At 37.6% G+C, this 22,394-nt stretch carries 15 protein-coding genes and 1 pseudogene; 7 read left to right on the top strand and 9 right to left on the bottom strand.

Going from position 1 to position 22,394, the window contains the following annotated elements; translation table 11 throughout:
• Window positions 1–8: 8 nt before the first annotated feature.
• Both P20480_RS05305 and P20480_RS05310 read right to left on the bottom strand, forming a co-directional pair.
• Window positions 9–1,514 carry a tryptophan halogenase family protein gene (locus tag P20480_RS05305; RefSeq protein WP_008131348.1) on the bottom strand — a complete coding sequence of 502 codons (1,506 nt, stop codon included), beginning with the start codon at window positions 1,512–1,514 and terminating at the stop codon, window positions 9–11.
• Between the two features lie 64 nt (window positions 1,515–1,578).
• Window positions 1,579–4,404 (bottom strand): TonB-dependent receptor, encoded by a 2,826-nt coding sequence (locus P20480_RS05310; RefSeq protein ID WP_008131347.1) that lies wholly within the window; start codon window positions 4,402–4,404, stop codon window positions 1,579–1,581.
• Window positions 4,405–4,999: 595 nt separating this feature from the next.
• Between P20480_RS05310 and P20480_RS19370 the strand changes: the two genes are divergently transcribed.
• From P20480_RS19370 to P20480_RS05325, 3 genes are read left to right on the top strand one after another with little or no spacing between them, the layout of a single operon-like run.
• A complete protein-coding gene (locus P20480_RS19370) occupies window positions 5,000–6,406 on the top strand; it encodes a glycoside hydrolase family 3 protein (RefSeq protein ID WP_008131344.1) in 1,407 nt (468 codons plus the stop codon).
• 14 nt (window positions 6,407–6,420) lie between these two features.
• Complete coding sequence (locus tag P20480_RS19365) at window positions 6,421–7,611, top strand: glycoside hydrolase family 3 C-terminal domain-containing protein (RefSeq protein ID WP_008131342.1); 1,191 nt, start codon at window positions 6,421–6,423, stop codon at window positions 7,609–7,611.
• A gap of 27 nt (window positions 7,612–7,638) precedes the next feature.
• Window positions 7,639–9,081 carry a sugar porter family MFS transporter gene (locus P20480_RS05325; RefSeq protein WP_008131340.1) on the top strand — a complete coding sequence of 481 codons (1,443 nt, stop codon included), beginning with the start codon at window positions 7,639–7,641 and terminating at the stop codon, window positions 9,079–9,081.
• A 166-nt stretch (window positions 9,082–9,247) separates the two neighbouring features.
• Here P20480_RS05325 and P20480_RS05330 read toward each other — a convergent pair whose 3' ends face one another.
• Complete coding sequence (locus P20480_RS05330) at window positions 9,248–10,288, bottom strand: LacI family DNA-binding transcriptional regulator (protein ID WP_008131338.1); 1,041 nt, start codon at window positions 10,286–10,288, stop codon at window positions 9,248–9,250.
• A gap of 467 nt (window positions 10,289–10,755) precedes the next feature.
• Here P20480_RS05330 and xylB point away from each other — a divergent pair.
• Both xylB and xylA read left to right on the top strand, forming a co-directional pair.
• Window positions 10,756–12,226: pseudogene (gene xylB, locus P20480_RS18495) on the top strand (xylulokinase).
• A 17-nt stretch (window positions 12,227–12,243) separates the two neighbouring features.
• Window positions 12,244–13,563, top strand: a complete 1,320-nt coding sequence (gene xylA / locus P20480_RS05335; RefSeq protein WP_008131330.1) for a xylose isomerase — start codon at window positions 12,244–12,246, stop codon at window positions 13,561–13,563.
• A gap of 474 nt (window positions 13,564–14,037) precedes the next feature.
• Here xylA and P20480_RS05340 read toward each other — a convergent pair whose 3' ends face one another.
• Both P20480_RS05340 and P20480_RS05345 read right to left on the bottom strand, forming a co-directional pair.
• Complete coding sequence (locus P20480_RS05340) at window positions 14,038–14,850, bottom strand: ThuA domain-containing protein (RefSeq protein ID WP_008131328.1); 813 nt, start codon at window positions 14,848–14,850, stop codon at window positions 14,038–14,040.
• A gap of 150 nt (window positions 14,851–15,000) precedes the next feature.
• The gene (locus P20480_RS05345; RefSeq protein ID WP_238530313.1) at window positions 15,001–17,016 is read right to left on the bottom strand and encodes a response regulator; all 2,016 of its coding nucleotides are present in this window, start codon (window positions 17,014–17,016) and stop codon (window positions 15,001–15,003) included.
• Window positions 17,017–17,192: 176 nt separating this feature from the next.
• Between P20480_RS05345 and P20480_RS05350 the strand changes: the two genes are divergently transcribed.
• Window positions 17,193–18,065, top strand: a complete 873-nt coding sequence (locus tag P20480_RS05350; RefSeq protein ID WP_008131324.1) for a gluconeogenesis factor YvcK family protein — start codon at window positions 17,193–17,195, stop codon at window positions 18,063–18,065.
• On the opposite strand, the gene P20480_RS05355 is transcribed toward P20480_RS05350, so the two are convergent.
• Window positions 18,062–18,394: an Hpt domain-containing protein gene (locus P20480_RS05355; protein ID WP_008131323.1), complete on the bottom strand. Its 333-nt coding sequence runs from the start codon at window positions 18,392–18,394 to the stop codon at window positions 18,062–18,064. The two genes, P20480_RS05350 and P20480_RS05355, sit on opposite strands and share 4 nt — an antisense overlap.
• 21 nt (window positions 18,395–18,415) lie before the next feature.
• On the opposite strand from P20480_RS05355, the gene P20480_RS05360 reads away from it, so the two are divergent.
• The gene (locus tag P20480_RS05360) at window positions 18,416–19,432 is read left to right on the top strand and encodes a glycosyltransferase family 4 protein (protein WP_008131321.1); all 1,017 of its coding nucleotides are present in this window, start codon (window positions 18,416–18,418) and stop codon (window positions 19,430–19,432) included.
• Between the two features lie 2 nt (window positions 19,433–19,434).
• Here P20480_RS05360 and P20480_RS20115 read toward each other — a convergent pair whose 3' ends face one another.
• The 3 genes from P20480_RS20115 to P20480_RS05370 all read right to left on the bottom strand — a co-directional run bounded on the left by P20480_RS20115 (window position 19,435) and on the right by P20480_RS05370 (window position 22,387).
• Window positions 19,435–19,569, bottom strand: coding sequence for a helix-turn-helix domain-containing protein (locus tag P20480_RS20115; RefSeq protein WP_008131320.1), 135 nt, complete (start codon window positions 19,567–19,569; stop codon window positions 19,435–19,437).
• On the bottom strand, window positions 19,533–20,837 hold the full coding sequence (locus tag P20480_RS05365; RefSeq protein WP_008131318.1) for a sigma-54-dependent transcriptional regulator: 1,305 nt from the start codon (window positions 20,835–20,837) through the stop codon (window positions 19,533–19,535). The genes P20480_RS20115 and P20480_RS05365 overlap by 37 nt, the downstream gene beginning before the upstream one ends.
• Window positions 20,838–20,926: 89 nt before the next feature.
• Window positions 20,927–22,387 carry a SpoIIE family protein phosphatase gene (locus P20480_RS05370; RefSeq protein WP_008131315.1) on the bottom strand — a complete coding sequence of 487 codons (1,461 nt, stop codon included), beginning with the start codon at window positions 22,385–22,387 and terminating at the stop codon, window positions 20,927–20,929.
• Window positions 22,388–22,394 lie beyond the last annotated feature (7 nt).

Genomic DNA, 22,394 nt, shown 5'->3' with positions numbered 1-22,394 from the left:
CCCTAAAGCTAGCGCATGTAGTTTTTTAAAATATACGCCTCATGATCAGGCATAACATCAGCAGAGCGGCTAATAACCGACTCTATATTTTTGAGCCTACGCTTTATTTCATCTTGGGTTAGCCTATCAACCAATGGATGATAGCTTTTAGGTTTAATTCCTTGACCGTGCATAACTGCAAGCCAAGATGTTTCGTTAAACAGCTCATTATCATGTCTAAAAATACGACCATTTTCACTAAACATCTCTATTTTTTGCTTCAACGAATCAGGCATTTCTATGTTTTTGCAATAACGCCAAAACTCACTGTCATCTCTATTTGTTAGTTTATAATGTAAAATAATAAAATCACGTATACGATGATATTCCGTCTCAGTTTGCTGATTAAATAAATCAATATCACACTGTGTAAAATCTTTACTAGGGAATAATGTCATTAATTTTGCTATCGCCGATTGAATCAAATGCAGACCGGTTGATTCAATCGGTTCTACAAAACCTGCTGATAAACCAATAGCGATACAGTTTTTATTCCAACTCTTTTTGCGCATACCCGTTACCCATTGCAGCTGGTTAATATCTGCTAAAGCTTCAGATTCAATTGTATTTAAAAGTAAAGCGTGTGCTTTATCATCGCTCATAAATTCACTTGAATATACATACCCATTACCTACTCGGTTTTGCAGTGGTATTCGCCACGTCCAACCTGCACTTTGTGCTGTAGACTGAGTATAAGGGTTAAGTGCCTTTTTTGATAAACACGGCGTTGCAATCGCTTTATTACACGGTAATAAATGAGTCCAATCCTCGTATCCAGTTTTCAGAGCCTGCTCAATTAATAAGCCCTTGAAACCAGAGCAATCGATAAATAAATCACCATCTAATACCGTATTATCATTAAGAACTAACGATTCAATTTCCCCTGAAACTGGGTTTAGGTTTACCTCGTCAACTTTACCCTCAATACGACACACTCCTCTGCTTGTGGCATAATTTCTTAAAAATTTAGCATAAAGTGTTGCGTCAAAATGATAAGCATAATTAATACCTGCTAACGCGCTGTTTTGCTGAGTTGGCGGATGCATAAATTTATTTGCATACGCACCGACCGATGCAAGTGAGTAGCTAGATAAGTCGGAAAATTCAGGATCATTTTGCATTTTCAACCAAAAGTGATGAAAAGGCAGTGCCTCCATATTAGTGCCATAATTTCCAAATGGGTGAAAATAACGGTGTCCTTTTTCCTTCCAATCTATAAATTCTATACCTAATTTAAACGTCGCATTAGTAAAACGTATAAACTCAGTTTCATCTATATCAAGTATGGTATTAAATAATTGAATTTGTGGGATTGTAGCTTCACCTACAGATACAGTACCTATGTCTGCAGACTCCACTAAAGTGATTTGACAATTATCGCAGCCAATTACCTTCGCTAACGAAGAGGCGGTCATCCAACCTGCTGAACCACCACCTACAATAACAATCGATTTTATATTATTTGCATCATTCATAATGTTTACCTAAAAAAAATAAAGCACGCGAAATAAAAAATAACGCGTGCTTTTATTAAGAGGGTTAAAAATTACCTTTCAAAATAATGCTAAATCTACGCTCATTCGCGAACCAAGAGCGAGACACTCGATTGTTATCATTGTCTATTTGCATTGAAGTTCTGGCAACCTCGTTAGTTAGGTTAGTGGCTTGTAGACCTAATTGAAACGAGTCAGTGATATTATAAAAGACAGACCCATCAAGTTGGCCTCCAGCCTCATTATAAATGGGAAGCTGCGTTATAACGTCTTTACTTGTTAATAAATATTCAGAACGCCAATTGTATGCCAAACGCGCATTAACACCGTACTTTTCATACATAGCGACTAAATTGATATTATCCTTAGAAAGCCCTTCAAGAGGTAATCCTTCAAATGCCACATTATCGCCTTCTGTTGAGTCAGGTTTATCTGGTGATAGCCCTGCATTTGGCGATCCTTCTTCCTCGATATAGGTATAGTTAAATTGCATACCAATGCCACTAAAGGCACCAGGTAAAAAGTCGTAAAACTGCTGGTAAGCCAGTTCAAACCCTTGCACAGAACCTTCATCACCATTGGTAGCACCGTTTACTTGTACCACCTGTGTTGCGCCATTATTAGTAAATTCTCTATCCACTGAGCCATTAATAAAGTAGTTACTCATGTCTTTATAGAAAAATGATGTTGTAAGTGACCCCACTCCCTCAGAAAAATACCATTCAAGCGCTAAGTCGTAGTTATACGACTCCATTGGTTTTAAGAATGGATTGCCTGAATTTGCCGTATAACGAGAATAACGAGCGTCTGTAATTTGTCGATCATCTGAGCTTTCATCATAAGTAATCACCAAATCTTCAGGTGTTATGCTTACAAAGTTTCTTAAGTTTCCTAAATCAGGTAATGCAATGGCTTCTGAAAAACCAAATCGCAGAATTAAATCGTCTTTTAAATTAAGTTTAACGTTTAAGCTTGGCAAAATATTAGTATATTCACTGCTTGCTGTTTGTTCTGTAAATCCTGCATTACCAAATGCGGCTTGTTCAGGGGGTAAAAAGTTATCGGGATCCGAAGGGTCATTAACGTCACCCACTGTATCTGGAAACGTTAAAAAGCCATCAGTTTCATTTTTAATTTTTACATAACGAAGTCCTACATTACCGCTGTAAAACATGCTGCCTAATTCACCTTCAAAATTACCCTTGATGTAAAAAGCATTATTTATTTCAGAGGTTTCATTAATCTCGTTATTTAAGAAGTTACCTATTGCGTCCCCACGACTTGATAAACGCTGCCAATTTGGCGACAGAGATGCAAACGCTGATTCAGCATTAGCGTAATCTCTAACTAATGATTCGCTAGGAAATAAAAAAGCGCCCTCAGATGCAACATTGAGTACCCCCCCTCTAGCAAAATTATCAAATGTAAATTGCTCATAGCTATTGTTTAAGCTTGCACCAAGCTCATCACCTTCGGCATCAAACCATGCATTACCATTGCCAGCCCATGCTTCCGATAACCAACCCCAATTATAAGTAGATTGGCGTGTTGTTTGGTCGCGTTTAGCATACCGAGCGCCTACTTTAACACTGGTAAAAAAGCCACTATCAAATGTATATTGTGTGTCAGCAGCAAAAGCAACTTCATCACCTTCATTATCAGATTTATGATCCATAGCACTGCGCCAAAAATAATTATTTGGATCAGTGAAAAAACCAGTGTCGCCGCTATTGGCTGGGTCTAATAATGTAATATCGGGTAAATCATCACCGTTTTGCTCTATACCGACTACAGCTCTTGTTGCTCCCATGATTGAAAAGTCAAAAATTTCAGAAGTGGATTCAACATATTGGGCATCAAAATTAAACGACCATGTATCGTTTGGTCGATATTTGAGATTAAAGCCATAATCGTCAACTAAATTATCTTGATCTCTAAAGCGGGTAACCATGGCATGCTGAGCACCAAACTCGCCAGATGGTTGACGCTCTGCATCATTTCCGCGCCAACCTGCGTTAGATGTGATAAAACCTGACTCAAACAAACCTTGTTCTGTTACTTCAAATTCGGTTCCTTCAAGAGCAACTAAATCGTTGATTACAGCATCATCTGCCATTTCAATCGCATGCTCAGTCCATGCTAATGACGAATCAGAACGTATAAATTGAGCTGTTGCTAGTAACGTTCTGCTTTCGTTTTCAAACTGGAGCGCACCGGCAAAACCTTCCCTTTTTCTATCATCTTCTTTTCTGGTTAAACGTGTTGTTCGCGGAACAAACACTGCCTGCCCATTGACCAGTTCATTTTGTGGCTCGTACCGGCCTATTTGTGCACCGTCTGATTGAGCTTTTAACTCTGAGTTCGAGTAATTGACAAGTACGCCGAGCCTGCCAGAGTCTAAATCAAATATATCGCTGTATAAGCCAGAAAATGACGGCGTTGTTTCGTCTGCAAATTCGCTGTAACTAGCATCTAGTGTAAAAGCAACTACACGCCCTTCTGCATCAAAAGGTTTTCGCGTCACTAGATTCACCGTGCCTGCAATGCCGCCCTCTATAATATCTGCCGACTGATTTTTAAACAGCTCAACAGAACCCATTAATTCAGGTGGAACATCCTGGAAACTTAACCCTCGCCCTGAATCGGCAGTAAACGTATCACGACCGTTAAACTCGCTTCGTGTGTGCGTTAATCCCCTAACAACAACACCGCTTCCCTCAACGCCGTAGTGATCAGGATCGTTTGCAGCAGCAAATCGTTCAATAGAAACACCCGGTAAACGGGTTATTGCCTCAAGGACGCTTCTATCCGGTAGAGACCCAATATCTTTTGCAGATATAGCATCAAGAACGGTTTCAGCTTCACGTTTCATATTCTGTGCATTGATTAAATTTGAACGTGTTCCTTGAACTATTACTACTTCAATATCTTCGTCTTGTTGTTTTTTTTGTCATCTTCTTGAGCTGCATATAGGTTGCCGGATAAAGACGTTGCAATAATCGCAGATGCAATTACGGACAGCTTAAATGTACTGTTCTGTTTTTTTATCATTCTAATTTCCCTCATTGAAGTTCAAAAAGTACTGATCGTATTTTTTAAATTTCAACCCTTTTAGTGTGTGTGGTTATCATGCAAAGCTAGAATCAGATAAATAGCGGGTAAAATCGCCTAACTAACCACAAATACATCTATTTGAACGCCAAAATTAGTTTTTATTTGAACATGACGCTGAGTTTAAATACTGTCATCTTGATATATTAACCATGAGAATCAAAAGCTTATAAAATAAAACTTAAAATAAACAATATATTAACAAAATTAACTATTTTTATCTTTAAGAGATGTATAAATTTACGTTAATACGTGTATCTATACGTTCAAATTCATATTTAACTTACACTTAGACGACGTTAATAATTTCCTTTGTTAATTTATTTTTATCACACACAAATAAAGAGTTGATAACAATGGTTAATAAAAATATAAAAAGTCTTTTTGTACTTACAGCATTTGCTGTATTAGTAGGCTGCGCTAAAGATGAACAATCAACACAGACCCCTCCACTGTATTTAAACAAATCAGCCTCTATTGATGAGCGCGTAAACGATTTAGTAACAAGGCTTACATTAGAGGAGAAAGTTGCTCAACTATTTGATAAATCCCCAGCAATTGAGCGATTAAACATGCCAGAATACAATTGGTGGAACGAGGCGCTGCATGGTGTTGCAAGAGCGGGGAAAGCAACAGTTTTCCCGCAAGCAATTGGTCTTGCTGCTACATTTGATGAAGACTTGATGTTAAGAGTTGGTACCGCAATTTCTGATGAAGGCAGAGCTAAACATCATGCTTTTTTAGAAGAAAATAACCGTTCTATGTACACAGGCCTTACCTATTGGTCGCCAAATATTAATATATTTAGAGATCCACGATGGGGACGCGGACAAGAAACTTACGGTGAAGATCCATACTTAACAACGCGAATTGCAGTTAATTTTATAAATGGTTTGCAAGGCGACAATGCTGAATATTTAAAATCAGTTGCAACACTTAAGCACTATGCAGTACATAGTGGCCCAGAAGTTTCAAGGCATAGCGACGACTATACAGCATCCGAGAAAGACTTAGCTGAAACCTACCTCCCTGCATTCAAAGATGTCATTGCACAAACAAAAGTTGCATCTGTAATGTGTGCTTACAATAGCGTAAATGGCACGCCGGCTTGTGGAAACGACGAGCTTATTCAAAATAAACTAAGGGATGAATTTAATTTTGATGGCTATATTGTATCGGACTGTGGTGCTATTGCAGATTTTTACGATGTAAAGTCACATAACATCGTAAATACTGGGGCAAAAGCAGCGGCGATGGCGCTTAAAACCGGTACTGACTTAAATTGCGGTGACCACCATGGCAATACATACAGTTATTTAACGCAAGCAGTAAAAGAAGGTTTAGTAGAAGAAAAAGATGTTGATAAAGCCTTAAAACGGTTGATGTATGCCCGCTTTAAACTTGGCATGTTTGATAACCCCGAAAATGTACCATATTCAGACACTTCTATAGATGTTGTAGGCTCTAATAAACATTTAGCTTTAACACAAGAAGCAGCTCAAAAATCATTAGTACTTTTAAAAAATGAGCAAGTACTACCATTAAAGGGAAATGAAAAAATAGCCCTTATAGGTCCAAATGCTGATAACGAAGCTATTTTGTTAGGCAACTACAATGGCATGCCAATAGTTCCAATAACACCTAAACTAGCACTTGAACAACGTTTAGGCAAAAATAACCTTACGTATACTGCAGGCTCAAGTATTACCGGTGAAGTTTATACACATTACCAGCCTATTGAAGCAAAGCATTTTTTCATCTAGATCATAATAATCAAATGCAACCAGGATTAATTGCACAATACTATCCTTCAAGTAATTTTGACCGCCAACCTGTAAAGCGTCAAATAGAAAAAAACCTAGATTTTAGCTGGGAGCGCTCTCCTATTGACAACTCTATAGAACAAGAATTTGCCGTAAAATGGACAGGAATCATTAAACCCCAAGAAACTGCTGAGTATCATTTTAAATCAAACAACGTTGATTTCACACTTAATGGCCAGAGCGTAAATGGCGCTATAACACTTGAAAAAAATCAAAGTTACGAGCTAAACGCTGAATCTAAATTTAACCACTATTGGCATAGTAACGTTATTAATCCAACGGCTAGTCTTACTTGGTTGAAAAACCCTCAAGGGCTTACACAACAAGCACTCAGTAATGCTAATGAAGCGGATGTAATTGTATTTGTAGGAGGCATTAGTGCTAATCTTGAAGGTGAAGAAATGCCACTGCAAATAGACGGGTTCTCTCATGGTGATCGCACCAATATTAATTTACCTAAAAGCCAACTTAATTTGCTCAAAAAGCTAAAGCATACAGGAAAACCTATCGTACTTGTAAATATGAGCGGTAGTGCAATGGCATTAAATTGGGAAAACGAAAATATTGACGCAATTATCCAAGGTTTCTATCCAGGTGAAGCGGCCGGAAGTGCGCTAGTAAACCTACTTTACGGCGACTATAGCCCATCAGGTAAATTGCCCATTACATTTTACAAGTCTGTATCTGATCTACCTGACTTCAAAGATTATTCAATGAAAAACCGTACCTATAAGTACTATGAAGGTGAGGTACTTTACCCGTTTGGTTTTGGCTTAAGTTATGCTGATTTTAAATACAAAAACACACGTTATTCAATAAACGCAGACTCAGGAGACTTAAATCTAACAACAACAATTGCCAACCAAAGCAGTTTTTCAGCTGACGATGTTGTTCAAGTTTATATCTCTATGCCTGATGCACCGGTAAAAACACCAAATAAGCAATTAGTGGGCTTTAAACACATTACCCTAAAAAACGAATCGAAAAACGATATTAAATTTACTATTCCTAAAAATAAACTCTCTTATATTAATGAGCAAGGCATTGCCGTTGCCTACAAAGGACGTTTAATTATAACAGTAGGCTCTGGACAGGGTATTAAAATACCAAAAGATAAATTTACAGTGACTAACATTGTTTTATAAAAATAATAAAAATTTAGGATATATAAAATGGAAAATACAGCAACAGATCCCACACTCAGTGGTGTATCTATTAAATTAGCAAATAATGAAAATGAGAATTTGCTACGTATATTTTTTATTGCCTGCGTAGCTGCGATTGGTGGTTTTTTATTTGGCTTTGATAGCGGTGTAATTAATGGCACAGTTGATGGGCTTATAGGTGCTTTTAACTCAGACAATGTAGTAACAGGATTTAATGTCGCAAGTATGCTTTTAGGCTGTGCTATTGGTGCATTAATAGCAGGTAAGAGTGCCGACCATTTTGGTCGTAAAAAGGTATTACTTGCGACCGCTGTTCTTTTTATTATCAGTGCATGGGGTTCAGGCATTGCAGGGGCGTCGGGAGAGTTTATAATTTATCGCTTAATTGGTGGGTTAGCAGTAGGTGCAGCCTCTATAATAACACCTGCTTATATAAGCGAAATTGCCCCAGCACGTTTACGTGGCACGCTTACTTCTATTCAGCAAATTGCTATTATTCTAGGACTATTTTTCTCTTTTTTAAGTAACTATTCATTAGTACAAATATCTGGTAACTCCACCGACTTACTTTGGTTTGGCTTTGATACGTGGCGATGGATGTTTTGGATAGAGCTAGTTCCTGCAACTATGTTCTTAGTCACTTTACTTTTTATTCCAGAAAGCCCGCGTTTTTTAGCAATGAAAAACAAACAACACGCAGGCTTAAAAACTTTATCACAGTTATTTGGTGCTAAAAACGCCAAGTCAATGTGGGAAGAAATTAGGCAGTCATTAGGTAACAGCGAAAAAACAAAAATAACTAACTTATTTCAAGCAGGTACTTTTAGTCTAAAACCTGTAGTTTATATTTCAATTGGGCTTGCCATACTACAGCAACTAGTCGGTATTAATGTGGTGTTTTATTACGGAGCAGTACTCTGGCAAGCAGTTGGCTTTTCAGAATCAGATGCGCTTTTTATCAATATTATTAGTGGCGTAATCAGCTTGGTAGCCTGTTTCATTACCTTATCGCTTATAGATAAAATAGGCAGAAAGCCATTTTTACTAATTGGATCAATAGGCATGACCTTCTCACTTGTTGGTTTAGTTGTTGCATTTTCTAACGGCACTATAGACCCTCAAGGACAATTACAACTTGGCGACTGGGGCTTTACCGCACTTGTACAGGCCAACTTATATGTATTCTTTTTTAATCTTTCATGGGGTCCAGTAATGTGGGTAATGCTCGGCGAGATATTTCCAAATAACATAAGGGGATTAGGCTTAGGGGTTGCAGGACTTGCTCAATGGCTCGCTAACTTTTTAGTCACCATGACCTTTCCGATAATGCTAGCTGGCGGAGGGCTTGCACTTGCGTATTCGCTCTATGCTTTTTTTGCTTTTATATCAGTACTTTTTGTTATTTATTTAGTAACTGAAACCAAAGGAACGAAATTAGAAAACGTATAATTTTACCGTCATGAATTATTTAACTTAGGACTACAACCCTTTGCGTCTATTCTGTTAATTGATTAGACGCATTGCCTTCTTTTTGATTGAACCTCATAAAGAAGTATTAATACTAACTTTAAGCAAATTTTCTAAATCGCCAACATAACACTAAATAATCGCTTGTTTAGTTGTTTTTATTGGCTGAGCTTGATTCTCTTTCTATTAATTCAAAATCTAAAATATGTCTTAAGTCTACGCTTTTTACATTGCTTAAATCGTTATACTGACCCGATGCAAGTAAAGTAATCGCAAGCTCAGCCATTTCATTAATGGGCTGTTTTACCGTAGAAATATTTGGCCACACTATGGTTGCAAGTTGCGTGTCATCAAAACCAACAACCGACAGTTCGCTTGGAATATTAATGCCTTGTTTTTGAGCTATTGAGATCACGGCGGCTGCCATATCATCGTTTGCAGCAAAAATAGCTGTAGGTTTATCATCAAGCGAAAGTAAATTCATTGCCGCTTCCATACCCGATTGATAGGTAAAACTGCCCTGCTCTATATACTCAGGAGGCGTTATTATTTTATTAGAGCGCAGTGCATCTAAATAACCTTGGTAACGCAAACGGCTTACACCTTGTTTAGTGTCGCCAATAATATGTGCAATTTTGCTATGCCCTTGATTTATTAAATGCTCTGTAACATCAAACGCTGCTTGGTAATCGTCCATGCAAATATAAGGTGATCGATTTAATTTTGTATCTGGCGTTATTCTTACAAATGGTACTTGTGCTTTAGTAAGCACATCTAAAACCTGTTCGTTGTCGCACATAGGAGGCAGTAAAATCATGCCATCAACCTGTGTAACATCAATAAGTTGCTTTACCGATTCAATTGTTTTGTCAATATCGCTATGTGCTTCGTCAACAACAAGGTGGTAGCCCAATGCGCGGCATTTTTTAAGCGCAGCCAATAAAAACTGGCTTATGTAAGAGTCACTTGGGTTATCGTACAAAAGTCCTAAAAAGAATGACTTAGTGCTAGCAAGGCGCCTAGCCGACACATTTGGCCTGTAATTTAACTGCTCAACAACCGCCATTACTTTTTCGCGGGTTTTGTCGCTTACTTTTTTGTCTTGGTTGAGCACGCGCGAAACTGTCATCATTGATACACCAGCCTGCTCGGCTACATCTTGTATTCTTGCTCTTTTAAGGTCGGCCATTTCTTATTACCTACTCACAATCAATCGGTTATTATAATTAACTTTAATTTTTTATTATACATAATGGCGAAGTCTAATATTGTTTGCATTGTGTTTTAGATAATTACTATTAATACAGAATCAAAATAATATCAGATGTTAGCGCCAACAAAGTCAGTAAAAATACAACCAATACCTTTTCATTAACACACTTAAAAATAAACCCGAACAGCATATTACATTTAATTTTGAATAAATTAATGGCCTTTTGCTCTAGCCCTTGAAAATATAATGAATTTAGATTGTCTTTCGCCAATAATTTAAAATTTATTCCCTTAATTTATTTTTTGACTTCTGAAATTCATCACTAACTATGTAACAAACTTAAATGTTAATTATAAAGCATTCTTTGAAAACTAGCTTGACTTAACAATATTAAATCAATTATGTTAGCGCTAACACTAAAACAACATTTAAGTACATCAATTATGTTCCTTGGTATCGATTTAGGCACTTCAGGTGTAAAAGTAATTATTTTAGACGAGCAAGATCAATTGCTTGCTCAAGCGAGTCGATCTTTGAGCGTTTCACGCCCTGCACCACTTTTTTCTGAGCAAAACCCTACAGATTGGTGGCTTGCAACATGTAGTGCAATCGAGGAGCTTAAAAATACTCACTCTGCATTACTAAAGTCAGTAAAGGCAGTAGGCCTTTCTGGGCAAATGCATGGCGCTACGCTGCTTGATAAAAACAATAATATTATTCGCCCCGCCATTTTATGGAACGACGGGCGCAGCGCAGCGCAATGTGTGAAGCTTGAGAAACGCGAACCTAATTCTCGTAATATTACCGGCAACATAGCCATGCCGGGTTTTACTGCCCCTAAATTGGTATGGCTAAAAGAGTTTGAGCCAGAAGACTTTGCAAAAGTAGCCAAAGTATTATTACCAAAAGACTACCTACGCTTTTTAATGACCGGTGATTTTGTCATCAGACATGTCTGACTCAGCAGGCACACTGTGGCTAGACGTAGAAAAAAGAGCCTGGTCTCAAAAAATGCTTAGTGCTTGCGACTTAACAGAGCAACACATGCCTACCCTATATGAGGGCACACAAATTACAGGCAAATTAACAGCCCAAGTTGCTACTAAATGGGGAATGGAGCAAGTCCCCGTTGTTGCAGGGGGTGGCGATAATGCCGCAGGCGCTGCCGGTGTTGGCGTAGTAAAACCTAAACAAGCATTTTTATCGTTAGGCACGTCGGGCGTTTACTTTGTTGCTAACGAAAAATACCTGCCTAACCCTGAAGGTGCAGTACATACTTTTTGTCATTGTATTGAAAACACCTGGCACCAAATGTCAGTGGTGTTAAGCGCAGCAAGCTGTTTAAACTGGGTTACTCAATTAACCGGTTTTGAAAACGAAGGCGCACTTCTTGAACAAGTGAGTAAATGCGACTTTAGCAAACCAAGTTCAGTGATATTTTTACCCTATTTAACTGGCGAACGTACACCGCATAATAACCCCGATGCCAAAGGCGTGTTTTTTGGTTTAGACAGTGATACCGATGCAGCTGCCCTTGGCCGTGCAGTACTGGAGGGCGTTGCTTTTGCCTTTGCCGATGGACAACAAGTACTGCTTGATGCTGGTGCGCAAATTGACGATGTAACCGTCATTGGTGGTGGCGCTAAAAGCCCGCTATGGGGAAAAATCATCGCAAGTGTACTTAATCGTCCCCTAATTTACCGAGAAGGCTCAGAAGTTGGTCCCGCATTTGGCGCTGCAAGACTTGCCCGAATAGCAGTAACACAACTCTCTGCACAACAAGTGTGTGTTAACGGCAAAGTAACGCAAACCATTGAGCCAGACCCAATCATGCAAGACTTTTACGCACAGCAATACACCGCATACAAAGCACTTTACCAGAGTCTAAAAAACACTTTTAATACACGATTATAAAATTAATGGAGCACATCATGAATGAGCAATTTTTTAAAAACGTAGAAAAAATTAAATTTGAGGGTGAAAACTCTAAAAACCCATTTGCATTTCGTTACTACGACGAAAATAAAGTCGTTCTTGGTAAAACAATGAAAGAGCACCTTCGTTTTGCAGCGTGTTACTGGCATAACTTTTGTTCTACAGGGTTTGATATTTTTGGTGAAGGTACATTCGACCGTCCTTGGATCCAACCTGTCGGCAACCAATTAGAACTTGCGGAACAAAAAGTAAAAGTAGCTTTTGAGTTTTTCGAAAAGCTAGGCGTTCCTTACTTTTGTTTTCATGATGTTGATATTGCCCCTGAAGGTAAAACACTTCAAGAAAGTCACGATAACGTAACGCACATAGCAAACATTATCGAAAAAGAAATGCAGCGTACAGGTGTAAAATTACTTTGGGGTACTGCTAACTTATTCTCAAACAAACGTTTTTGTGCAGGGGGTGCAACAAACCCTAATCCTAATACGTATGCATATGCAGCAGCGCAAGTTAAGCATGCAATGGAAATTACACATCGTTTAGGCGGTGAAAACTACGTACTTTGGGGTGGCCGTGAAGGTTACGATACACTACTAAATACAGACCTTGCACAAGAAAGCGAACAGTACGCACGCTTTTTAAAAATGGTGGTAGAGCATAAGAAAAAAATTGGCTTTAAAGGCACATTATTAATTGAGCCAAAACCACAAGAGCCAACTAAACACCAGTACGATTACGATACAGCAACAGTGGCAGGCTTTTTACATAAGCATGGCTTACAAAACGAAATTAAAGTAAACATTGAAGCGAACCACGCAACACTTGCGGGTCATAGCTTTCATCACGAAATTGCGGTTGCTTGTGCAGAAGGCATTATGGGTAGTATTGATGCTAACCGTGGCGACATGCAAAACGGATGGGATACAGACCAATTCCCTAACGATGTAGCCGAGTGCACACTCATCATGTATGAAATTTTAAAAAACGGCGGTTTTACAACAGGTGGCTTTAACTTTGATACTAAGCTTCGTCGTCAATCGTGTGAACGCGATGACTTATTCATTGGTCACATTGGCGGTATGGATACAATGGCTAAAGCATTACTCAATGCAGCAGCAATGATTGAAGGTGGCGAGCTGTCTGACTTTGTTGAAAAACGTTACGCTGGCTGGAAAGAAGAGCTAGGTCAAAGCATTCTAAATGGTGAGCAATCACTTGAGAGCCTTTCAGCCTTAGTGCATCAACAAAATATCAACCCAGAGCAGGTATCAGGACGCCAAGAACTGCTTGAGAATATTGTTAACCGTTACCTATAATGACATAGCCTCGGTTTTAAAACCGAGGCAAACTTTATTAAGAACCAATCACACAGATCAGAAATGTTCACAATAGTTATTGAGACGGGCGCTTTTCAGCTGCCAAAAACCCTAACCTGTTGATAAAAATTAAATTTTGGTTGTTCATATAATCTAAAAAATTACGTTATTATAAATGCACAATTGCAAAATCACCAAGATACACACAGTAACGTTGAGGTTTTTTGCTATAGATTACTTTAGATTTGAACAAGGAGCTTTGGTTATAAAATACTGAAAATAGCCCATGAACAGATATGTACGTTATCAGGCGGCAGCAAAGCATTGAGTGAGAGCATAAATCATCGTTTAATGTTTATAAGCTAATAAATAAAAACCGCATACACATTAAACTTCACCAAACTAAAGCAATAATCAAACTGCTGTAAGGATAAACAGCCAAAGAAGCTCATCAAACTTTCAAACGTGAGATAATTACTTCTTATTTAAGCCTTTCCCAGTTGCAGCCCAGTATATGCCACCAAAAATATGTTCGGTCAAAAACTCACTGTTATAAACCGCGCTTGTATGCCCAAGAGCCGTATAAAATGAACGGCCACCGTCATAGTTTTGGTGCCACGAAATTGGATGAAACGCCCCCATACCTTTACCTATTTTATTATTGCCCCAGTCAACATGTGGATTATAACTTTGCTCATCTACCGTTAGTAAATAGTTTAATTTACTCAGTTCTGGACCAAATTCGTACCATTCGTCAGTCCATAACATTTGCTGTGGCATATGATTTAAACCAATAAAGCTAGTATTGGCCACTTTACTTAAAACTGCAGTTTGAATAACTGGGTGAATACTAAAAGAGCGCCCTACTAACCTTTGATACCACGGCCAATCGTACTCAGTATCAGACGCACTATGAACTCCAACAAACCCCTTTCCAGATTTTATAAATCGCTCAAATGCTTTTTGCTCTTGAGTGTTTAAAATATCTCCCTTGGTTAGTAAAAAGATCACGACATCAACATTAGCTAAATATTTGTCATTAAAATAATGACTTTCTTCGTGCCAAACTAAATTAAAATGATGTTTGTTAGCTAAACCTTCAATTGCTTTAACGGCGTTAGTTTTAGACTTATGATGCCACCCTTCGTTTTTTGTGAATAAAAGGACATTAAATTGTTTTTTAGGCAACGTTTCAAATCCTACCCCATAGCTTTTGGTTGCAGTTAAGATGAGTATAACTGGTATAACAAGGGCTGAAATAAAAACTCTGAAAAAGGCAAAAAACATAATATTCCTTATAAATTTATTAGCAAACAGCAAGTTAATAATTAAATAGTGGGTTGGGCTAAAGCTAAAAATACAAATCATCTTAAACTATAAAATTCAACTTATCCTAAGTTCTATTTTTTATAGTGTCTACACACTAATTACGTTATTTCAACGTGGAAATACCCCTTTTAAAGCAGCTTCGAGTTCTTGAAATTTAATTGGTTTAGTCAGCACCTTATTCATTCCCACCTTAAAACAGGATGCTTTATTATCTTTTTCTGCATTAGCGGTTAATGCGTAAATTGGTACATCGCTGACTAATTCATCTCTTATATATTCTGCTGCTGTTAAACCATCCATTTCAGGCATCATGATATCCATTAATACTAAATCAAACTTTTTACGCGAAAATAAGTCAATCGCTTCACGCCCATGATTAGCAAGCGTAACTTTATGGTTTAGCTTTTCTAAATACGCCTTAATAAGGACTTGATTTGTTTTGTTATCCTCAGCGACTAAAATAGCCAGTGCCGATTGTGTATAAATTACATTATCAACAATATCGCTTGTGTGGGCCTCTTCAAATGGAATAGAAATAGTAAACGTACTACCTAAGCCAAGCTGGGTATCTACTGTTATTTCTCCTCCCATTATGCCCAATAAATTTTTTGAAATACTTAACCCTAAACCAACCCCTTCACTTTTGCGGTTTATGCTGTCATTCACTTGGCTAAATGGCTTAAAAATTAAATCTAAATGCTTTTTAGCTATACCAATACCCGAGTCTTTCACTTCAAAAACGAGCTGCTTATTTTGTAAAACTACATTTAAATTTATTTGACCATGTGTTGTGTACTTAAACGCGTTACTCATTATGTTAAATAATACTTGTCCTAATCGGTACTGATCTCCAACAACGTATTGTGGGATGCTTTCATCGATGTGCGTTGTAAAAAGAATATCATCTGACTTTTCAATAATATTAAACTGCCCTACTATATTTTCAGTTAGTAGCTTTATATCAAATGGTTTTTTTAGACATGAAACCGTGCCTGATTCGATTTTTGAAAAATCGAGCACATCAGTTATTAGACCGTATAAGATCTCAGTGCTAGAGTTAGCATAATTAACAAGTTGCTGTTGCTCGGGGCTAAGCTCTGTATCAAGTAGTAACTCAATCATACCCATAACGGCATGAATAGGTGTTCTAATTTCATGAGACATCACACTCAAAAATTTAGATTTTGTTTGGCTTGCTTCTTGTGCTTTTAAGGTTTGTGCCTGAAGTTCAAACTCGCGCTGTTTAGAAATAGTAATATTTTTTGCAAGCCCCATGTAACCCAAAAAGTGTCCTAACTTATTATAAAGAGGTTTACCGCTTAATATGACCCAAAAATTTTTATCGGCTTCAATCTCAAATTCAAAATTATGAAAATCGTTACGGTCATCAATTAGCTGGTTAAATTGCTGCCATTTTTCTGTATTTTGCTTTTCATTATCTGTAATGATGTGTTCAATTTTATGACCAATAAAAAGCTGATCGTACACATTCCCTATAGTTTCAATATTATTAATACTTTCAAATACCATTAGCGGGTTTAATCGCCAAAACCACTCTGACCCATACTCTTTAAATAGGCTAGAGAGTGTCGTAAATTTATGTATAAGCGATAAAGCTTTGTCCGTTTGTTTAGCTAACTTAATTTGACTTATTAACGTAAAAAACGCCTGCTGCAACAATATTTTTATTGTGTCTGAATTAACAAGTTGTTCGCACTGCTGTGCATCTACATTTGTAAAAATAAATATGCCTTTATCAAATTGTGTGTTCACACTAAACAATAAAGAATTTTTTAGTTTTAATGTTTGAATTGAATATAAAATCGAAAATTCGAGCTCTTCAATTTGTTGAGGGTATTGGCATATAACATAACCATGCTCAGCTGTTTGTGTAAACAAAGAACACTCAGACCACATTTTATTACTAAACTGGTCATTAGTGGTCGCTATTGTCTCGTAATACCTATATTTGTACCTATTGATGATTATACAGTCAGTATATTTAAGCCTTGACTCAAATACCGACCTCAACAGATTCAACAAATCAGCGCCGTACTCACAATTAGCTAAATCTATTAAATGTTTTTGTAATTCAGATACACACAGATGTTCTGTTTTATTCACACTCATTTTCCTCATCAATATGCATCGCGTTTTGCAAAAGGGAAATTTTAAACGGGCCTTGCTCAATTAAATATAGATTAAAAAACAATATAAATCATCATGTTAATTGTTATAAAACTTTTGGAATAATAAATGCAGCTTACATGTGAAATAAATAAAAATACAAAGGCTCAAAAATGAAAATAGTTTGTATTGGTGGCGGACACGGATTAGCTCAGGTTTTAAGCGCAATTAAGCCAATGAGTAGTAATATAACCGCTATTGTCGCAACCACAGACAATGGTGGTAGCACAGGTAAAATTAGAGCTTCACAAGAAACCATTGCGCTTGGAGATATACGCCGTTGCTGCTTGCAGCTTGCAGGTAAAAAATCTACGTTCAAAGCAATTTACGAACATAGATTTACACAAGGGCAACTTGCTGATCATTGTTTAGGTAATTTAACACTACTTGGTTTAATCGAGCTGACCGGATCTGCAACCAAAGCCATTGCGCATTTTAATATTATGCTTGGCAATACAGAAACCGTTTTACCCATGACAGAAGTACCCACTGACCTTGTTGCTGAATTGAATAACAATGAAAAAGTAATGGGCGAATGTGAAATTGATTCACTGACTTCTTTACCTAAAAGTGTATCACTATCAAAAAATGTTCCTGCAGGTCCGGGCTGTGTAAACGCCATTTTAGAAGCCGACTTAATTATTATTGGCCCAGGCAGCATTATCACAAGTATTTTACCCGCATTTTTAGTTAATGATATAGCGGCAGCTATTCAAAAAACATCGGCGTGTCGTATTTTTATTGAAAACTCAAAAGAAGAAAAAAGCGTAATGAAAAACACCCAAACCGCTGGTGTGGATTGGCTTGCAGAGCAACTAGGATTTAAGTTGTACGACTTGAGCATTCCGCCTTCTGCAATTGAAGAAATATTACAGGGCAGCAAAAACATCATTAAGAACAGGGCTCATTTGCATGACATAGATGAGCTAAACAATGTGTTTTCTGGATTACTAAAAATGCCCATTCAATTGAGTAATCATTTTTAAATATTTTGGATAATGGATTCTAGCTGTTTAAACGTCTCTGCGCTTTGCTCATCAGCTATTTTTAACAAACTGTTGAGATCCTCAGCGCTATGCTCAATTTTTACAATGGACTCGATTGAAGTACACGTGTCTCCAAGACCCGAAGCGCCAAAACTGTACGCGCTGCTTTTAAGACTATGCGCGCTAATTTCAATTTCACTGAGGTTTTGTGTATTGATCAAAATATCAATTGTTTTTTTAGATTCGTTTATAAACGTTTTTAGCAGCTCTACTGCTAACTCGTTGCCTACATCACTTTTGAGCTGTTCAATTGTTGGGTAATTAATCATATATATCTTTTGGGGTCAGTTATGGATTACAACGTTGTTTTATTTGTCGACTCTTCGATGCTCGGTGGTATAGAAACACACCTCGTTGAACTTTCAAAGCTTCTTACTCAAAACCGCATTAGCAATAACATTATGTTTTATGAGGATCATAAAAATCAAGCATTTTATGCTCTGCTTAATAAAGAAAATATAAGGTATGAATTTTTAAAAGGAAACTTAAGCAGCTTACTTAAAAAGTTAAAAACGTTTGACTCAAAAACGGTTGTTCACACCCACGGCTACAAAGCAGGAATATTTGGCCGTTTAGCATGTAAAGTAACAAAGCATCGCTGTATTAGTACCTATCATGCTGGCGAAGCGGGTACCGGTAAGTTAAAAATTTACAATAAGCTAGATAAATTACTTTCTCCATTATCGACCAATTTTGCCGTATCAGAGCAAATAAAAGCATCATTAAAAAACGCCACTTTGCTCGAAAACTTCATCGCAATAAACTCTTCTAACAGTCACTTTAATCGGTGTGATAATAAAACCTTAAATATTGGTTTTGTGGGGCGACTATCTTTTGAAAAAGGACCGGATATATTTTGTAGATTAGCTGAAAACATGCAGCAAGATTTAGACATTAAGTTTCATATTTTTGGAGATGGCCCATTAAAAGGTGAAGTCCCGAATTTACACAATCTTCAGTATCATGGCCTTGTTGAACGTAATGATATATGGAGCAAAATTGATGTGTTGCTCATTTGCTCTAGGGAAGAAGGACTTCCAATGGCATTGCTTGAGGCTATTTCTGAGCAAAAGTTTATAATTAGCAGTGCTGTTGGTGCAATTCCTAGTATTATCAAACACGATGAAACAGGTTTTTTAATGTTGGAGGCAAATGCACAGCACTGCCAATATCAGGTCGAAAAGCTGCTTTTACTTCCTGAAGAACAGACTAAAAGAATTATCAATAACGCGTATAACATCCTTGAGGAGCGATTTTCGGGAAAACAACAATTATTGCTCTTGCAAAAAGCTTACACAGGTACATAAAGTTACTCGAGCTCTTCCCAGCTTTTAATTTTTCTGTACAGTGTCGATGGGCTGACATCGAGCAGTGATGCAGCCTTAGGCACATTCGACACGCATATTTTTATAACGTGCTCAATGTATTCTTTTCTGCAAGCCATAGGGGTTTAACTTCGCTTTGTGATGTTGCCATATCAAAGGCGGGTGTTTCAGTACTTACTGGCTGCTCGCTGATAATTGGCGTGTGTTGCGTCTGCGTTTTTGTACTGACCGGTAATGCGGGGATCATATCGGTATCAATATATTGTTCAGGATGAAGTACCAATACATTACGGATCACATTTTCGAGCTGCCTTACATTGCCTGGCCAACTGTACTGCATAAGCAACTGTTTTACGCCTTCTGAAATACTTTTATAAGGATGATTTTCTTCTAAAGCTAATTTTACAAATAAGGCTTCGGCAATTTCAATAATATCTGTTCCACGCGCTCTCAGAGGTGGCAGCTCGATAGGAATAACATGGAGTCGGTAATATAAATCTTCTCTAAAACGGCCGTTTTCAACTTCAATAAGCGGGTCTTTATTAGTTGCACAAACAAATCTAACATCAACTTTTACTTCTTTTTCACTACCCACTTGCTGGTAGCTCCCTGTTTGAATAAATCGCAGAAGTTTACTTTGCAAATTAATGTCCATCTCACACAATTCATCTAAAAACAGCGTCCCGCCGTTAGCCTGCCCTGCAGCACCGACTCTATTAGCAATGGCGCCAGTAAACGCCCCTTTTAAATGCCCAAAAATTTCACTTTCAATTAAATCCTTTGGTATTGCTGCACAATTTAAGGCGACAAAGGGCTTATTCGCTCTATTAGACGCTTGATGAACAGCTCGTGCGCACAATTCTTTGCCCGTGCCACTTTCACCTGTTATAAAAACAGTGGCCTTACTGGCAGACGCCGAACTTATTATTTGATAAACAGACTGCATTTGCTTTGAGCTGCCAATCAAATCAAAGTACTTCCCGTTTTCGTATTTGTTTTTGTATTGAGTAACGGTTTGCTTTAAATTTTTAATTTTAAGCGCGTTGTTAACCGTTATTCTAAAGCGGTCTGCTTCTATTGGCTTTTCTAAAAAGTCACTCGCGCCTAGTTTTATTGCCTGAATAGCCATTTCTTTTGTTGCATGACCAGTTAATACAACAACTTGAGGCGAGTTATCGGGTTCTAATGTCGCTAAAATATCAAGCCCATTCATATCAGGCAGCATAACATCAAGTACAATTAAATCGGGGTGAACCTTATTAATTATATCCATGGCCGTTTGGCCATCACTTGCCACAAGTGTATTAACACCCGTTGGTAATAAGTAGGATTGGTACATCATTGCTAAAGACTGCGTATCTTCAACGATTAGAACTGTAGGTGGCATAAAGTCGTCTCAGTTGGCAAGTTGCCATAAATTCAAACAGATAGAATATATGCCTTTAATATAGCTATAAAGCGTCAAGTAATGCAAACTCAGTTAATTATAATTAATGAGGCGTCGTCAATTTCTTTAGAAAGGGTAACTTGTGAGTTTTTCCACAAGCAATGTGCAAACTCTTCAGACGTTTTACAATCTTGAGGAATAATTTTAGTTAGTTCACCTATCTCATCTTTATCGGTGAAACGATTTTCAGTCCAGCCATCGGTGTACAACAAAATATGTTCAACATCGTCAAGCCCTGCTTCGTATAGTGTGTAGTTATGCTCTTTTGACAGGCCTAACAATGGTCCTGTGCCTGTTAATTGGCGTACTTTGCCATTATTGAGTATTACAACTGGCGGCGGGTGTCCGGCATTTAACCAAAATAATTTATTGTCTTCAATAAAACAAATAACAAGCGTGACTAAACTAGACTTACAAAGTTGCTGCTTATACAAAGCGTTATTAAGTGCTGCTAACATATTTTGATAAGGCAAACCGGTGGCCAAAAAACCACTTATAAACCCTTTAATTGCAAAACTTTCTTTAAGCGCTTGCAAACCATGCCCCATCATATCGCCAAGCACAAATGCACTGCACTCATCGTTAATTGGCATAAAAAAGTCACCACCGTTTCCCAAGCTAATAGACCCAAAAAGGTGCGCGCTTTTATCATTTTGTAAATGAATTTTAGACGGCGTAGATTCAAATGTTGTTTGATACGATAAGTAGGCAAAACGGTGTGTTACTCGTTCAATGCTCTGCAGCAATTTATTTTTTTTAACTGGCTTAATTAAATAGTCATCTACACCTAACCGATTAATTTTACTTATTACTTCTTCGCTATCGTCACCTGTTAGCATAACAACCGATAACTGTGACTTTAAATTCGACTGGTTGAGCTTTTCTAAAAGTGGCTCACACGTTCCATTTTTTAGCTTGTGGTCAAGCAGCAATATTCGTGCATCGGCAGTTAAAATTGCTTGCCAGCCGGCTTCAATACTTTCGCAAGGAACAACTTGAAAGTGATCTTTTAAATAGGCGCTCATAAGTGCGAGCTGGGTAACATCATCGTCAACGTATATAACTGTGGGTCGTTTATCTATGTGCTCTAGTGGGAAAGTAAAATAGTTTTTACCTTTATCTGATACGTACTCTGCCTCTTTGAAGTAGTGGCGAATCAGTTCAACTCCCATACCACCTTCAACCAGAGTACCTGAGCCTAGTTTCCACTGAGAGTTATTTTTTTCAAATAAATTGTAAGGCGTAAGCTCATCAATAAATGTGAGTGTATAACCATCGTTATGCGCTTGGCTTATGCGCAAGAAAATATGCTGTTCTGATCCCTCGTTGTGCCTTATCAAATTAGTTAAATATTCAGTTGCAACTAAACCCGCAGCATCTACTTCATCTTTTTTTACGTTAAGTGCTCTTAAAACATGTTTAAGAACCAATCTGATCTCGCTAAGCGTTGGCCAAAGCAATTCAAAACGTCTTTCAAATAAAATATCCATATTGCCC

The organism is Pseudoalteromonas sp. BSi20480, from assembly GCF_000241365.1.
In the GTDB taxonomy this organism is placed as follows: Bacteria; Pseudomonadota; Gammaproteobacteria; order Enterobacterales; family Alteromonadaceae; genus Pseudoalteromonas; species Pseudoalteromonas marina.
This window is presented reverse-complemented; position numbering and strand designations above follow the sequence as displayed.

Bases quoted from the DNA above. Each gene is read 5' to 3' on its own strand.
- P20480_RS05305 (WP_008131348.1), bottom strand. From the start codon at position 1,514: ATGAATGATGCAAATAATATAAAATCGATTGTTATTGTAGGTGGTGGT.
- P20480_RS05310 (WP_008131347.1), bottom strand. From the start codon at position 4,404: ATGAAACGTGAAGCTGAAACCGTTCTTGATGCTATATCTGCAAAAGAT.
- P20480_RS19370 (WP_008131344.1), top strand. From the start codon at position 5,000: ATGGTTAATAAAAATATAAAAAGTCTTTTTGTACTTACAGCATTTGCT.
- P20480_RS19365 (WP_008131342.1), top strand. From the start codon at position 6,421: ATGCAACCAGGATTAATTGCACAATACTATCCTTCAAGTAATTTTGAC.
- P20480_RS05325 (WP_008131340.1), top strand. From the start codon at position 7,639: ATGGAAAATACAGCAACAGATCCCACACTCAGTGGTGTATCTATTAAA.
- P20480_RS05330 (WP_008131338.1), bottom strand. From the start codon at position 10,288: ATGGCCGACCTTAAAAGAGCAAGAATACAAGATGTAGCCGAGCAGGCT.
- xylA (WP_008131330.1), top strand. From the start codon at position 12,244: ATGAATGAGCAATTTTTTAAAAACGTAGAAAAAATTAAATTTGAGGGT.
- P20480_RS05340 (WP_008131328.1), bottom strand. From the start codon at position 14,850: ATGTTTTTTGCCTTTTTCAGAGTTTTTATTTCAGCCCTTGTTATACCA.
- P20480_RS05350 (WP_008131324.1), top strand. From the start codon at position 17,193: ATGAAAATAGTTTGTATTGGTGGCGGACACGGATTAGCTCAGGTTTTA.
- P20480_RS05355 (WP_008131323.1), bottom strand. From the start codon at position 18,394: ATGATTAATTACCCAACAATTGAACAGCTCAAAAGTGATGTAGGCAAC.
- P20480_RS05360 (WP_008131321.1), top strand. From the start codon at position 18,416: ATGGATTACAACGTTGTTTTATTTGTCGACTCTTCGATGCTCGGTGGT.
- P20480_RS20115 (WP_008131320.1), bottom strand. From the start codon at position 19,569: ATGGCTTGCAGAAAAGAATACATTGAGCACGTTATAAAAATATGCGTG.
- P20480_RS05365 (WP_008131318.1), bottom strand. From the start codon at position 20,837: ATGCCACCTACAGTTCTAATCGTTGAAGATACGCAGTCTTTAGCAATG.
- P20480_RS05370 (WP_008131315.1), bottom strand. From the start codon at position 22,387: ATGGATATTTTATTTGAAAGACGTTTTGAATTGCTTTGGCCAACGCTT.